We start from the raw sequence: 14,571 nt of genomic DNA, 5'->3' as shown, positions 1-14,571 counted from the left end.
ACTTAATGTGCTCTTCGTGCGAGCAGGACTGTTTGAGCATGGAGCAAAACCTAAGCCCTGCGGCGGAAGGGGACGGTGGGACCTACTCCGTCTCGCCCGGTCGAGCGCCGCGGGCCAGGGCGTCCTGGTACTCCTTGACGGCCTTGATGCGCTGCATCGGCCTGAGTCGCTCGAACATGGTGTTGCCGTGCAGGTGATCGATCTCGTGCTGCAGGCACACGCAGAACAGGTCGCCTGAGGCCTCATAGCGAATCAGGTTGGCGTCCAGATCGTATGCCTCGACAACGACATGGTCGGGACGCTCGATCTCGCAGCTAATGCCGGGGATGGACAGGCAGCCCTCGCTAAACGGCACCAGATGGTCACTCTGCTCAACAATGACAGGGTTGATGAGCACGTAGGGATCATAGTCGTTCTTGTCGGTGTAGTCGCAGTCGATGGTGACGAGCTGGATGAGCTCGCCGATCTGCGGGGCGGCCAGGCCGCAACCGCCGTTGTCGAACATCATCTTCTTCATCTTCTCGGCAAGCGCCTCAATCGCCGGGGTGATCTCCTCGATAACGGCGCACTCTTGGCGCAGACGAGGGTCGGGCGACAATACGATTCCGTTGGCTTCCATGGCCATCCTTTCGGGTTGTTACATCAAATCATAGGCGTCGACGTCAACGCTCACGCTCACGCCGCGCACGGAGCCCACCTCTTTGAGGCAGGCGTCGATATCATCAGAGACATGGTACCCTACCGGCGACTTGACAAGCAGATGGAAGCGATAACGGTCTTTGGCTCTCTCGATTACACACGAAGCCGGGCCCAGCACCTGGGGCACGGCGCTCCCCGCCCGCAAAAAGTCAGGCGCGGCGGCATGCCAGCGGCGCTTGAGAAGCTTTGCGATGCGCCCAATGTAGTCCTGCGCATTATCACGATTCGCCGACCACACCAAAACGTTGACAAGACGCACGAACGGCGGATACAGGGCGTCTCGGCGCTGGTCCAGGTCGTAGTCGGTAAAGATCGAGCGGTCGTGCTCGGCAACGGCGCGAATGACCGGGTCCTCGGGCAGATACGTCTGGATGATAACCTCGCCGGGACGATCGCCGCGACCGGCGCGACCGGCGACCTGTTCCAGCAAATCGTAGGCGCGCTCCCCCGCCCTAAAATCGGGCAGCTTTAACGCAAAGTCGGCATTGACCACGCCCACGAGCGTGACCTCGGGAAAATCGAGGCCCTTTGCAATCATCTGGGTACCCAGCAGCACCGCGCAATCCGCGGCATCGAACTGCTCGAGTAGTTTTTTGTGCGCATCCTTGCCGCGTGTGGAATCGGCGTCCATGCGAATGATGGCGACATCCTCGGGCAGTATCTGGTGTAGGGCGTCCTCGATCTGCTGCGTACCCAGCCCCATTTTTGCCAGGTAGCGGCTGCCGCACTTGGGACAACGACTCGTGGGCGCCGGATAGGGCTGCACGCGCCAAGACGATCCGCAGGTGTGGCACTGCAGCGTGTGCGTGCGCTCGTGGTACGTGAGCGCGGTAGAACAGTGGTTGCAGGTGGGGACGCAGCCGCACTCACGGCACATCAAAAACGGCGCAAAACCGCGGCGGTTGTGCAGCAGTACGGCCTTCTCGCGGCGCTCGACCACGCGTTCCAGGCCTTCCATCAGCGGTTTAGAGAACATGGAGCGGCTGCCGTGCGCGAACTCGCGGCGCAGATCGGCAATGCGGACCGTGGGCAGCACGGCGTGTCCCGGGCGCTCGGGCATCTCGACACGCGTCCAGGTGGCACCGTTATACATACCGCGGCGACAGCGATCGAGGGCCTCGGCCGAGGGCGTGGCGGAGCCCAACACGAGCGGGCACCGATAGCGGCGCGCCATCTCGGCAGCCACCTCGCGCGCATGGTAGCGCGGGCTGGAGCCCTGCTTGTAGCTGGTCTCGTGCTCCTCGTCGATGATGATGAGGCCAAGATCGCTGAGCGGGCAAAAAAGCGCCGAGCGGGCGCCCACGACCACGCGCGCGGCACCGCTGGCAACCATATCCCACTGGTCCAGACGCTCGCCGGCCGAAAGTCGCGAGTGGAAGACCGCGACCGTCTCGCCAAAGCGCGAGCGGAAGCGGCCGACGGTCTGGGCCGTCAGCGAGATCTCGGGCACGAGCACGCAGGCCGAACGGCCGGCCGCCAGCACGCGCTCAATCGCCGAGAGGTAAACCTCGGTTTTACCGGAACCGGTGACGCCATCGACAAGGACCACGTCGCCATGGGCATCAAGGCGGGCGCGTTCAATCTGGGCGAGCGCCTGCTGCTGGCCGTTGGTGAGAGAGACCGGCGCCTTGCCGCTTGCCGAGGACAACGTGGTCTGCTCGCTACACCCACGCCAGGCGCGGCGCTCCTCCACCACCACGACGCCGCGTTTTTCGAGCGCTTTAATGGTCGCCGACATGCTGTTGTAGAGCAGGTTGAGGTCGCGCGTCGTGACCGGGCCGCATTGGAGCGCGGCGATGAGCTGACGCTGACGGACCGCAGTCTTGGGCGGCGTGTAGTCGAAACCCTCGGGCGTGAGCATGACCCAACGGTTTTGGATGGGTTTGACGGCGGGGCGCTCAACGGTCCACACGCCGTCATCGCCCTTCACGACACGCGGACTGCCGCCCGGAGGCAAGAACAGACGCAGGCACTCGGAAAGCGTCGCGACGTACTCGTGGCTCATCCAGCGCGCAATGCGTGCAGCCTCGGCGGTAAAGAGCGGCTTGCTGAGGATGGCCTCGATGGGCTTGATGCGCAAGGGGTCGGGGGCGTCGTTGCCTTGCAGGTCGCCCAGCTCGGGCGCGATATCGACGATATAGCCCGCGGCCGCACGGTTGCCAAAGCGGACCAGGACCGTGGACCCGATCTGGGCATCGTTGGCAAGGGACTGCGGGATGCCGTAGTCGAATGGCTCGGGGAGCGCACGGGTCGGGATGTCGAGGACCACGCTCGCGTAGGCGGAGACGGGTTCGGGTGCGGGCTCGGGCTGCGCCGGGGCGGCGGCAGGGGCCGCGGACTTCGGAGCTTCCTTAGGTTCCGGCGAACCAAACAGCGACAGTTGCTCGGCCATGGTCTCTGTACCTCCCATCCCATACGTCTTTAGAAACAAGAGCCCCGCTCGGGTGAACGGGGCTCGGATACATGCGTTTACGCAGCTGCTACAGCGCCATCGTGCGGGCGCGGTCGATGCGCGCCAAGCAGTCGTCGCGGCCGACGAGCGTCATGGTCTCGCCCAGCGGGGGGCTCACCATGTTACCGCAGACGGCGACGCGCACAGCTTGGAACACCACGCGCTTCTTGAGGTCCATCTGCTCGGGCAGCGGCTCAAGCGCGGCGTCGATGTTGGCAGCCGTCCACTCATCCACGCCCTCGAGCGCGGCCTTGGCGGCATCCAGAATGGCGCCCATGCCTTCCTTGGCCAGACCCTTGTTGACAGACTTCTCGTCATACTCGAGCGTCTCGGCCGTGGCAAAGATGGGGGCGGCGACGGTCACGGCGTCGGCCGGCATCTTGGTGCGCGGCTTGACGATGGCGGCAAGCGCGTCGATCCAGTCCTCGCCGTACTCGATGTTACCCTCGATCATACCGGCCTCGTGCAGCTCGGGGATCATGATCTCGTCGGCAAACTGGGCGTCAGACATGTTGTTGATGTACTCGGCATTGACCCAGTCGAGCTTTTTGGGGTCGAAGGTCGCCGGGTTCTTGGAGATGCGGTCGAGCGAGAACTTACTGGCCAGGACATCGCGCGGGATGATCGTGGTCTCGCCGTCGAGCGACCAGCCGAGCAGCGCCAGGTAGTTAACGAACGCGTCGGACAGGTAGCCGGCGTCGCGGTACTCCTCCACCGAGGTGGCGCCGTGGCGTTTAGAGAGCTTCTTGCCGTCGGCACCCAAGATCATGGAGATGTGGGCAAACGTGGGAACGGGCGCGCCGAGGGCCTCGTAAACCATGACCTGGCGCGGGGTGTTGGACAGATGGTCGTCGCCGCGGATGACATGGGTGATCTTCATCATGGCGTCGTCGACGACGGTCGCGAAGTTATACGTGGGCGTGCCATCCGAGCGGAAGATGACGAAGTCGTCGAGCTCCTTGGCGTCGAAGGTCACCTCGCCGTGGACGGCGTCGTGGATGACGACATCGCCGCGGTCCTCGGGCACCTTGATGCGAAGGACGTAGGGCTCGCCGGCCTCGATGCGGCGGCGTGCCTCCTCGGGATCGAGATCGCGACAGCGGCGCTGATAGCCCTGGAAGGGGTCTTTACGCTCCTGGGCGGCCTTACGATCGGCCTCGAGCTGCTCCTTGGTGCAGAAGCAGGGATAGGCCTTGCCCTCGTCCCAGAGCTTCTGGGCGGCCTGCTTGTACAGGTCCAGGCGCTCGGTCTGGGCATAGGGGCCATAGTCGCCGCCAACCTCGGGGCCCTCGTCCCAGTCCAGGCCCAGCCAACGCATAGCGCGCAGAATGATCTGCGTGTTCTCGTCGGTAGAGCGGGTGGGGTCGGTGTCGTCGATGCGCAGGATGAACGTGCCGCCGTTTGCGCGGGCAAAAGCCCAGTTATAGATAGCGGTGCGGGCGCCGCCGATGTGCAGCTTGCCCGTCGGTGAGGGTGCAAAGCGGACGCGAACGTCTGATGCCATGGAAATCTCCTCGATTGCAGGATGGATGTCTAACCGCACCAGTATAAAGCAACAACGCCCACCTCCGCACAAAGGGCACCGACCCAGTCATCGAACCCGGGTAGCTAATTTGGGACGGGGCTTTTTTAGCTGCCCCGGCAGGCTATCGGCTAAACCAGCAAACAATCAGCCGGGGTAGCTAAAAAAGCCCCGTCCCAAATTAGCTACCCGATGAGTAGGTGCGGAAAGGGTGTGAATGTTGGATTTACGCGCTATGATGTGCCCCTGCATACAGAGCCCAGCGGAATGGTAACGGTCGCTGGGACACGTTATTCGAAAGGACAATCATGTCAGAAGAGCTTCGTTCCATCCCGCCCCAGCAGGGGTCTTTTGTGTTTACGTCGGAGTCGGTGACCGAAGGCCATCCCGATAAGATCGCCGACCAGATCAGCGATGCCGTCCTCGACGCAATCCTCGCCAAAGAAATAGAGCTGCAGGAGCAGGGCTATATTGCGCCCAACGGCGTGCCCGCCAACGTGGAAAACGTCCGCTGCGCCTGCGAGACCCTCGTGACCACCGGCACCGTCATCGTCGCCGGAGAGATTCGCACCCAGGCATACGTCGACGTGCAGGAAATCGCCCGTGGCGTCATCCGCCGCATCGGCTACAACCGCGCCAAGTTTGGCTTTGACTGCGATACCTGCGGCGTCATGAGCCTCATCCACGAGCAGTCCCCCGATATCGCCCAGGGCGTCGACGAGTCATTTGAGACCCAGACCGGCGCCACCACCGACCCGATCGACCTGATCGGTGCCGGCGACCAGGGCATGATGTTTGGCTACGCCTCCAACGAAACCAAGACCCTCATGCCCATGCCGCACTACCTGGCAAGCCGCCTGGCGGAACGCCTGTCCGCCGTGCGCCACGACGGCACCCTGCCCTATCTGCGCCCCGACGGCAAGACCCAGGTCACCGTGCGCTACGAGGACGGAAAGCCCGTGGAGGTCACAACCATCGTCATCTCCACGCAGCACGCTGCCGAAGTTGAGGACATGGGCAAGATCAAGGCCGACCTCATCGAGCATGTCATCGCACCCGTCATGGATGCCGAGAACATGCCGTGGGATGGCGCCGATATCTATGTGAACCCCACCGGACGCTTTGTCGTGGGCGGCCCCATGGGCGACACGGGCCTGACCGGCCGCAAGATCATCGTCGATACCTACGGCGGCTACGGCCGTCACGGCGGCGGCGCCTTTAGCGGCAAGGACTGCACCAAGGTCGACCGCTCTGCCGCGTACGCCGCTCGCTGGGTCGCCAAGAACGTAGTCGCCGCCGGCCTGGCCGATCGCTGCGAGGTCGAGCTGGCCTACGCCATCGGCGTGTCCAAGCCGCTGTCGATTATGGTCGACACCTTTGGCACCGCGCATGTTGCCGAGGACAAGATCGTCGAGGCCGTGGAGAAGACCTTTGACCTACGCCCGGGCGCAATCATCCGCGACCTGGACCTGCGTCGCCCCATCTATGAAAAGACGGCAGCCTACGGTCACTTTGGCCGCGAAGACGCCGACTTTACCTGGGAGAAAACGGACCGCATCGACGAACTCAAAGCAGCCTGCGGCCTGTAAGCTAACGAGAAAAGCCACAGCCAAATAAAAACGCACCAAAAAGAGGTACTGGAACAACCGGTACCTCTTTTTTGTTAACCGGTGGTGAAGATATTTCGATATGCAATGCATGACGCGTCAGCAGCTAATGAATTTTGCGCACGCGCACTTCTACCATGTATCCTTAGTCCCGAGGGGCGGGGCATAAGGTCGATCACGAGTTCCGCACGAGCCGGAGAGCACTTAATGTGCTCTCCGTGCGAGTCAGGACTGTCCGAGCAGGCGACCAAATACTAAAGCCCTTGGAACGACGGGACAGCGTTTGCCCCGCCCCTCGGGACGACGGGATAGAAAAGGAGCAACCATGGCAGGCAAGCCGCAAACACTAGCTACGACCTCGGCATTCGAGATCTTGGGCCCCATCATGGTCGGCCCCAGCTCATCGCACACCGCCGGCGCCCTGCGTTGCGCCCAGGTTGCCGCCAGCCTGCTGGAAGGCCGAATCACCAAGGTCACCTTTGGCCTGTGGAACTCCTTTGGCCACACCTACCGCGGCCATGGCACCGACCGCGCACTCGTCGCGGGCATCTTGGGCCTCGACACCGACGACGAAAACATCAAGCAGGCCTTTGACCTCGCGCGCGAGCGGGGCCTCAGCTATCACTTTGACATTAAGGGCGACGACGCCTCCATCCACCCCAACACCGTCGACATCGACATGGTCGATGACACGGGCGCCACGGCGCAGGTCCGCGGCGAGAGCCTTGGCGGCGGCAAGATGCGCATCAGCCGCATCAACGGCGTCGGCGTCGATATCTCGGGCATGTATTCCACCCTGTTTGTGGCGCACCAGGACGTCCCCGGCGTTCTCGCCGCGCTCACGAACCAGCTCGCCTACGCACACGTAAACATTGCCTTCTGCCGCACCTACCGCACCGAGGTGGGCGGCCAAGCTTATTCCGTATTTGAGACCGACGGCACCCCCGATGACATCGTCGTTCCCATGCTACGCATGCTCGACCATGTCGATTACGCCACCTTCATTGAGCTTCCCGGCTCGGCCTCATCGCTCTCCCCCGGCGTTTCCGCCAAGGAAATCTTCGACGATGGCGAACAGCTCCTCGACGCCTGCGCCGAACTGGGCCTCAACATTGGCGCCGTCATGGCCGTACGCGAAGCCCGCCTGACCGGCGAGCAGCACGCCGTCGCCGCCATGCGCCGCGTACTCGAGGTCATGCGCGAGGAGACGACGGCGCCCATCGCCGCACCGCAGCGCTCGCTCGGCGGGCTTATCGGCGGCGAGGCAAAACTCGTCGACGCCACATGCCGCAACGATCTGAGCACAAACCTGATGGGCGCCGTCCAAACCGAAGCCGTAGCCCGCGCCATGGCTGTGCTTGAGCGCTCTGCCACCATGGGCGTCATCGTCGCCGCCCCCACGGCCGGCTCTGCGGGCGTCGTGCCCGGCTGCGTGTTGGCGCTCGCCGACCATCTACAGCTCGATGACGAACAGGTCATGGACGCACTCTACTGCTCTGCCGCGATTGGTCTCAACCTCACCACAAGCGCTTGCGTCGCCGGTGCCGAAGGCGGATGTCAGGCTGAGGTGGGCAGCGCCGCCGCCATGGCCGCTGCCGCGCTAGTCCAGATGCTGGGCGGCACGCCCGAGCAGGCACTCGACGCTAGTTCTATCGCACTGAGCAATCTGCTTGGTCTTGTATGCGATCCCGTGGGCGGCCTTGTCGAAGTGCCATGCCAAAACCGCAACGCGATCGGCGTGGCGGCCGCATTTAGCTCGGCGCAGCTCGCCCTCGCCGGCATTAAGAGCCTGGTGCCGTTTGACCAGATGGCACACGTCATGCTCTCGGTGGGCCACGCGTTGCCGGCCACGCTGCGCGAGACGGCAAAGGGCGGCATTGCACAAGCTCCGGCCGCGCTTTCGGCCTGTGCAAAATGCGGCGTGTGCGGATAAAGAACAGTCCAAAACAAGAGGTGGGACAAATGTCCAACCTCTTGCCAATGCCACCGTTTCAATACCACAAACAACTAGGTAATCGCTATAATGCAAGCCCAGTAAAAACACGATGAGCCGCAAGGCGAAACTCGAAGGATATGCATACGATGTCGCAAAACGACCGCACCCAACTGATTCCCGATCCTAAACAGCCTTCTAGGCCTACCGACGGCGTCCAGTCGCCGCGCCCCATTACGCCAACGCGTAGCACAAAGCATGGTTTGGGAAACACCTCACAGCGACAGAACCCTCATGCGTATCAGCAGCGTCAGAGCAATAAAGCGACTAAGCACGCGCCTTCACACACCCAAAACCATCACAAGGGCCCCCGTGGGTCAGAGAACCACGCCAACGGGAAAAAATCCGGGGCGAAAATGACCCTTTTCGTTGCTCTGGGCCTCATTGTTGTCGTTTACATTGTTGGCGTTGTCGCATTTTCGCAGGTAGCCTATCCCAACACCACCATTGCCGGCGTCGACGTCTCGTTCTCCAGTGCTTCGTCTGCTGCCACTAAGGTCAACTCGGCATGGAAGCACTATAAGCTCACCGTGACAGGCGATGACTTTAACTGGACCTATCAGCCCGAGTCCGATGAACCCATCGTCGACGGCGAAGCTGCCGCAAAAGAAATCATCAGCCGCAACGAAGCCTTTATATGGCCGGTCCGCCTTGTGGAATCCTTAAGCGGCAAGACCAAAACAACCGCTACCTCCAACAAAGTCGATCTTGAACAAGACGTCGACCTGTCCATGCTCTCTGACACCTTTGACCAAAAGAAGTTTGAGGAGGATCTGGGCGCCGCCATTGACGAGTTTAACGAGGGCCGTTCGGGCACGTTCGAGGCCAATAGCTCCTATGACGAGCAAGCCGGCAAGTTTACCGTCGAGAAGGCGCGCTCCAACGAAAAACTCAACCGCGAGCATGTCATTAAGTATGCCGAGCTCGAGCTTGCCTCGCTGGCCGAGACCGTAGATCTTTCCAAGCTCGGCAACGATGCCTATGAACCGCTCAATGAAACGCTGACCAATGATCAGATTCAGGCCGCATGCGATGCCGCCAACAACTTCTTGGGCGTCAACGTGACCCTCAAGCTCAACGGCGAGGATGCCGGCAAGGTCGACGGCAGCTCCGTGTTGCAGTGGATCAGCTTTGTCGATCCGGCCAACCCCACACTCGATACGTCGCAGATCGGTAGCTGGGCAGCCGAGCTCGCCAACGGCTTTAATACCGTGGGCACCACCCGCTGGTGGACGCGTGCCGACGGCAAAGAATGTGCCGTCGAGGGCGGTGACTTTGGCTGGTCCGTCGATAGCGACGCACTCGCCAAGCAGGTCGAGGACGCCATTAACAACAAGCAGACCGGCGAAATCGAGATTAAGTACTCCCAGAAGGCCGACACCTATACCGCAAAGGGAGAGCCCGACTGGAAGGCGTATATCGACGTCGACCTGTCCGAGCAGCACGCGCGCTACTATGACGAGAACGGTAATATCGTTTGGGAGGCCAACTTTATCTCGGGCAAACCGGGAGAGGATGCCACCCCCGAGGGCGTTTGGCAGATCAATAGCAATGACGGCGCAAGCAAGCTCATCGGTGCCAAAGACCCAAAGACCGGAAAACCAAAATACGAAAGCCCCGTGTCATATTGGATGCCGTTTGAAGGCAACATGGTTGGTTTCCATGATGCAACATGGCAAAACGATCAGAGCTTTGACGACCCAAATTCGTACAAATGGTGCGGCAGCCACGGTTGCATCAACTTGCGTCTGGCCGATGCCAAGGCACTCCACGATTGCATCAACGTAGGCCTATGCGTGGTCGTGCACTCGTAGGGAAACACGCCTTCGCACAACGGGGAACTGACGCTCCAATCTAACAGTTCCGAAAGAATCCGCCATATGCGCCCGCTTCTCGCGACGGGCGCATATACTTATCGAAGAACTTTCTATAAAGGAGACGCCATGTCGAATGTCCCCACCATCACCCCGGGACCGAATGATACCGAGCGAGCGCCCGAGGGTGCCACCGAAACGCTTCCCCTCATAACAAACATGCGCGCCACACAGCAAAACGGCAGCACAAGCGATGCAACCGAGATTTCTGACGAAGAGGCCTACGCCAAGCTCAAGGCGAAGCGTGCCGAGCGTCGGCGCAAAAAGCTCATCCGACGCGGCATTGCGGCCGGCGTCGTGGCCGCCATTGTGCTCATCGCCGTTGTCGTAACCTTCGTCATTAACGCACGGCCCGCAGGTACCAACGGGCCGGTGACCGACATGGTCACCGAGGGTACATTTACGACCACCGTCGAGGCTAAAGGCCAGCTCAAGCCTATCTCGGCTTCGGTGGTCTCCCCTTCTGTCGACGGCACGGTGGCATCGATCAACGTATCAGCCGGCCAGTCCGTTAACGAGGGCGATGTGCTCATGACCATTAAAAATGACGAGCTCGATCGCAACGTTGCCGAGGCGCAGCGCGCGGTGGCGGCGGCACAGGAAGACCTCGCCAACGCGCAGAAAGCGGTAGCTGCCGCCCAAGCCGCTCCGGCGACTGACACAGATGCGGCAGGCGCAAGTGGCGCCAGCGGTAGCACCGGCACGAGTGCCGTCTCGAGCGCCCAACGTAACCTGGCCTCGGCCCAGGCGACCCTGGACCAGGCCAACGCCAAAGCCGCCGAGCGCACTGTGACCGCGCCCAGCTCGGGCAGCATCGTCGAGCTCAACGCCAAGGTCGGCGCCACGGTGACGGGCGGCATGATTATGGGCGAAGGCGATACGACCGGCGGCAAGCAGTGCATGCAGATCGCCGACCTCTCCAAGATGAAGGTCACCGTTCAGGTGGGCGAAAAGGATATCGCCAAGATCGCAGTGGGCCAGAGCGCCAACGTTACCTATCCGGCCTTTCCCGATATCGTGAGCCAGGGAACGGTCACGACAATCGCTTCGGTGGCAAACTCCGACTCCACCTACGGTGGCGGCGGTAGCGTGACCTATAACGTCGATATTTTGATTGACGCGCCCGACGCGCGCCTCAAGCCGGGCATGACCGCCGAGGTCTCGGTGGTAACCGAGCAGCTCGACGATGTGGTGATGGTGCCGACCATGGCGCTCATGACCGAGGATGGCGAGCACTATTACGTCAACGTGGCAACCGACGGTGAAGGCAAGGAGATGCGCCGCGTGAAGGTGACCATTGTGACGCAAAACGAAAACGACGCCGTGGTCGGCAAGACGCAGGTCAAGCGCGACGACCAGGGCAATGAGATCAACGCAGACGTACCGGTTACCAAGCTGCGCGACGGCGACACCCTCATCGTGGACACCGGCGCAGGCATGACGGCCGACGGCGACGACTCTGGCAGCATGTCTGCCGACGAGGGCTTGTAATGCGTCCCGTCATCAACATCCGCAACGTGCATCGCATTTTTGAGAGCGAGGCCGGCTGCGCCCATATCCTGCATAACGTGAGCCTGGCAGTGAATCCCGGCGAATTCGTGGCCATTACCGGCCCTTCTGGCTCGGGCAAGTCAACGCTCATGAACATCCTGGGCTGCCTGGACAAGCCAACGGCAGGCGATTATTACCTGCAGGGCCTCAACGTGGCGGAGCTCGACGATGACGAGCTCACCGAAGTCCGCGCCCTGAGCATCGGCTTTGTCTTTCAGAGCTTTAACCTGCTGCCGCGCCTATCGGTCATCGAAAACGTCATGCTGCCGCTGTCGTACACCAACGTGCCGCGGGCTCAGCGTGAGATGCGCGCCGTTCATGCGCTGCAAGCCGTCACGCTGCCGGTCGACCACTGGGACCACCGCATCTCCGAGCTCTCAGGCGGACAGATGCAGAGGGTTGCCATCGCGCGCGCCCTCGTCAACGACCCGCCCATCATCCTGGCGGACGAGCCGACGGGAAACCTGGACTCCGCCACCGGAGCGCTCGTGATGGAGACCTTCCACAAACTCCAGGAACGTGGCAAGACCATTGTGCTCATCACGCATGATCCCGGTATCGCCGCCGAGGCCGACCGTGCCGTAACCATTCGCGACGGCCGAATCCACGACGGCGCGTACATCGCGCACGCACCGCAGACCCTGCACGGCGCCATTGATAACCTGCCCATGATTTCCGCACACGCCAATCCGACGAAAGGAGTGAAGGCATGAGCACGTGCGACCTTATCCAAGAAGCCCTTCACTCCCTCGAGGCCAACAAGGGACGCAGCCTACTCACCATCCTGGGCATTGTTATTGGCATCGCCTCCGTCATTGCCATGACCTCGCTTATCGGCGGTATCCAAAACAGCCTGGTCAACAGCCTGGGCCTCAACGCCGCGCGTATGGTGCAGATTTATTCGTCGCAAGAGCTCACCGAGTCGGACGTTGAGAAGCTTCGCAAGATGGTGCCGCAGATCGAGCAGATCGGTATCGTGGACAGTGCCTATACCGAGTACAAGGCCGGTGACAAAAGCTATAACGTCATGGCGCAGGGCGTCGATAGCGACATGCTCGACGCAGTGGGAGCCAGCGAGCTCGTCGCGGGGCGCACCTATACCCAGGCTGAGTCCCAATCTGGCGCACGCGTGGCGCTCATCAGCCGCGGCGGCGCGGACCAGCTGTACGGCAACGAACAGGACGCGCTCGGCAAGACCATCAAGGTGTCGAACGGCGAGGTGCAGATTATCGGCGTTATCGACGGCGGCAGCGACTCCATGGGCTCACTCACGCTCTACATGCCGCGCGAGACCATCTCGGGCCTCTTTGGCGACGAGAACCCGTCTTTTCCCAGCGTAACGGCGCTCGCCGCCGAGGGTACGGACATGGATGAGCTGTGCAAGATGATTGAATCCAAGGTGCGCAGCATGAAGGACATCGCGGATGACGACGAATATGACAGCGTGTCGGCGACCTCAATGAAAAGCGCCATCGACGCCCTCAACTCCTTTATGGGCGCGTTTTCGCTCATCATGGGCGCCGTTGCCAGCATTTCGCTGCTCGTGGGCGGTATCGGCATCATGAACATGATGCTCACCAATGTGACCGAACGCATCCGCGAGATCGGTATTCGTCGAGCCTTGGGTGCCAGCCGTCGCGATATCACCGCACAGTTTTTGGCCGAGTCTTCGGCGCTGTGCATCACCGGCGGTCTGCTAGGTGTCCTGATTGGCTACCTGCTTGCCTGGGGCCTAGCGATGTTCGCCGCGGGTTCCGGCGTGCTTGGCGAACTCGGTGCCAGCGGTACCATAACGCCGAGTTTTTCGATCGCCACGGTGCTGCTGGCCTTTGCGGTCTCCGTCGGCATCGGCGTAATCTTTGGCTTCTACCCCGCCCGCCGGGCCGCAAAACTCGACCCCGTGGAGTGCCTGCGCTACCAGTAATGCAATCCCCCCCCTGAGTTGCGGTGAAATAGGGAGTGTTTTAGCCGTTAAAAGGCCTATTCAGTCCTTATTTCACCGCAACTCGGAGGGGATAAGGCGGTAGTGTCGAGAAAGTTGGTGTAGCGCCCGATCCGAAGCGAGTCGGCCCGGCGTCCCAGAATCTGGAATACGGTTGATATCCTATGCCGCCTCGACCCTGTCCGCAAGCTCGAGGCCGGACTCGAGCATCTTCCTTGCCTCCGCCTCGAGCCGCGCCCAGTCGACGGGACCGTCGGTCCCCCGGGTGCGACCGTCGTCGTAGAGCTCGTTCATCCTCGCCTCCGAGAAGTACCTGGACTCCTGCCATATCTCGTCCTGCTCGCACATGACCGCGCCCGCGAGCCGCACCGGCGAGCCCGTGGAGGGGAACACCTGCACGACGCGCGACCTGCGCTTTATCTGTTAGCGCTAATCTAAAATTGACCACTTTCGCAAACGCATCTCGCCGAATGCGCTAACGCGCTTTCGCCGACCCCGCTAACGCACTTTCACCAACTGCGCTAACGGAACTATGCTCCGATCGGGTATCCGACCCGGGAGGAGCGGGATATGGAGCGAAACGTAATGGGAGAGCTGAACGTCTACAGGGGGTCCGGCGCGAAGCCGAACTTCAGCGAGATCGCGAGGAGGCACGGCATGGACCGGCACACGGTCGCCAAGTACTGGCGGGAGGGCGAGTCCGCCGCCGACGGCAGGTCCGCGAGGGGCAGCGCCTTCGACCCGCTCGAGGAGGTGATCCGCTCGAAGGCCCAGCTGCCCGGGATGACCAAGATGGCCGTCTACGCGTTCCTGCGCGAGGGCCGCGGGGAGGGGCTGCCCGGGTACGGCGCCTTCACCGCCTGGTGCCGGGCCCGCGACGTGCCCTTCGGGGGCGCGGGCGGCCGCGAGCCGCACCCGCGGTTCGAGACGC

Annotated in this window: 10 protein-coding genes and 1 pseudogene; 7 read left to right on the top strand and 4 right to left on the bottom strand. The window is 62.0% G+C overall.

The features are described 5' to 3' along the window. Positions 1-82 precede the first annotated feature (82 nt). From def to gltX, 3 genes are all read right to left on the bottom strand, one after another. Positions 83-619 (bottom strand): peptide deformylase, encoded by a 537-nt coding sequence (gene def / locus ACTQ05_RS06290; RefSeq protein WP_441538383.1) that lies wholly within the window; start codon positions 617-619, stop codon positions 83-85. Positions 620-637: 18 nt separating this feature from the next. Next, complete coding sequence (gene priA / locus ACTQ05_RS06285; protein WP_441538381.1) at positions 638-3,109, bottom strand: replication restart helicase PriA; 2,472 nt, start codon at positions 3,107-3,109, stop codon at positions 638-640. Positions 3,110-3,179: 70 nt separating this feature from the next. After that, on the bottom strand, positions 3,180-4,655 hold the full coding sequence (gene gltX / locus ACTQ05_RS06280) for a glutamate--tRNA ligase (protein WP_441538379.1): 1,476 nt from the start codon (positions 4,653-4,655) through the stop codon (positions 3,180-3,182). Between the two features lie 326 nt (positions 4,656-4,981). Between gltX and metK the strand changes: the two genes are divergently transcribed. From metK to ACTQ05_RS06250, 6 genes are all read left to right on the top strand, one after another. After that, positions 4,982-6,262, top strand: coding sequence for a methionine adenosyltransferase (gene metK / locus ACTQ05_RS06275; RefSeq protein ID WP_427747377.1), 1,281 nt, complete (start codon positions 4,982-4,984; stop codon positions 6,260-6,262). A 343-nt stretch (positions 6,263-6,605) separates the two neighbouring features. Then, positions 6,606-8,213: an L-serine ammonia-lyase, iron-sulfur-dependent, subunit alpha gene (sdaAA, locus tag ACTQ05_RS06270; RefSeq protein WP_441538377.1), complete on the top strand. Its 1,608-nt coding sequence runs from the start codon at positions 6,606-6,608 to the stop codon at positions 8,211-8,213. A gap of 416 nt (positions 8,214-8,629) precedes the next feature. Continuing rightward, positions 8,630-10,087: a L,D-transpeptidase gene (locus ACTQ05_RS06265; RefSeq protein WP_441538375.1), complete on the top strand. Its 1,458-nt coding sequence runs from the start codon at positions 8,630-8,632 to the stop codon at positions 10,085-10,087. A gap of 129 nt (positions 10,088-10,216) precedes the next feature. Next, positions 10,217-11,638: an efflux RND transporter periplasmic adaptor subunit gene (locus ACTQ05_RS06260; protein ID WP_441538373.1), complete on the top strand. Its 1,422-nt coding sequence runs from the start codon at positions 10,217-10,219 to the stop codon at positions 11,636-11,638. After that, positions 11,638-12,411: an ABC transporter ATP-binding protein gene (locus tag ACTQ05_RS06255; RefSeq protein ID WP_427717357.1), complete on the top strand. Its 774-nt coding sequence runs from the start codon at positions 11,638-11,640 to the stop codon at positions 12,409-12,411. The genes ACTQ05_RS06260 and ACTQ05_RS06255 overlap by 1 nt, the downstream gene beginning before the upstream one ends. Further along, a complete protein-coding gene (locus ACTQ05_RS06250; RefSeq protein WP_441538371.1) occupies positions 12,408-13,622 on the top strand; it encodes an ABC transporter permease in 1,215 nt (404 codons plus the stop codon). Before ACTQ05_RS06255 ends, ACTQ05_RS06250 begins: the two co-directional genes overlap by 4 nt. A 180-nt stretch (positions 13,623-13,802) precedes the next feature. Here the strand turns inward: ACTQ05_RS06250 and ACTQ05_RS06245 are convergent, their stop codons facing one another. Further along, positions 13,803-13,988, bottom strand: a complete 186-nt coding sequence (locus tag ACTQ05_RS06245) for a hypothetical protein (protein WP_441538369.1) — start codon at positions 13,986-13,988, stop codon at positions 13,803-13,805. Positions 13,989-14,210: 222 nt separating this feature from the next. Here ACTQ05_RS06245 and ACTQ05_RS06240 point away from each other — a divergent pair. Continuing rightward, positions 14,211-14,571, top strand: a pseudogene (locus ACTQ05_RS06240) (IS21 family transposase); the annotation flags it as partial.

The sequence above is a fragment of the Collinsella sp. LCP21S3_A9 genome, assembly GCF_052118785.1.
Taxonomy (GTDB): Bacteria; Actinomycetota; Coriobacteriia; order Coriobacteriales; family Coriobacteriaceae; genus Collinsella.
The sequence above is the reverse complement of the archived record's forward strand: the minus strand, read 5'-3'. Positions and strand labels throughout refer to the sequence as shown.

Excerpts from the sequence above, each read along its gene's own strand:
- def (WP_441538383.1), bottom strand. The coding sequence starts at position 619 with ATGGAAGCCAACGGAATCGTATTGTCGCCCGACCCTCGTCTGCGCCAA.
- priA (WP_441538381.1), bottom strand. The coding sequence starts at position 3,109 with ATGGGAGGTACAGAGACCATGGCCGAGCAACTGTCGCTGTTTGGTTCG.
- gltX (WP_441538379.1), bottom strand. The coding sequence starts at position 4,655 with ATGGCATCAGACGTTCGCGTCCGCTTTGCACCCTCACCGACGGGCAAG.
- metK (WP_427747377.1), top strand. The coding sequence starts at position 4,982 with ATGTCAGAAGAGCTTCGTTCCATCCCGCCCCAGCAGGGGTCTTTTGTG.
- sdaAA (WP_441538377.1), top strand. The coding sequence starts at position 6,606 with ATGGCAGGCAAGCCGCAAACACTAGCTACGACCTCGGCATTCGAGATC.
- ACTQ05_RS06265 (WP_441538375.1), top strand. The coding sequence starts at position 8,630 with ATGACCCTTTTCGTTGCTCTGGGCCTCATTGTTGTCGTTTACATTGTT.
- ACTQ05_RS06260 (WP_441538373.1), top strand. The coding sequence starts at position 10,217 with ATGTCGAATGTCCCCACCATCACCCCGGGACCGAATGATACCGAGCGA.
- ACTQ05_RS06255 (WP_427717357.1), top strand. The coding sequence starts at position 11,638 with ATGCGTCCCGTCATCAACATCCGCAACGTGCATCGCATTTTTGAGAGC.
- ACTQ05_RS06250 (WP_441538371.1), top strand. The coding sequence starts at position 12,408 with ATGAGCACGTGCGACCTTATCCAAGAAGCCCTTCACTCCCTCGAGGCC.
- ACTQ05_RS06245 (WP_441538369.1), bottom strand. The coding sequence starts at position 13,988 with ATGTGCGAGCAGGACGAGATATGGCAGGAGTCCAGGTACTTCTCGGAG.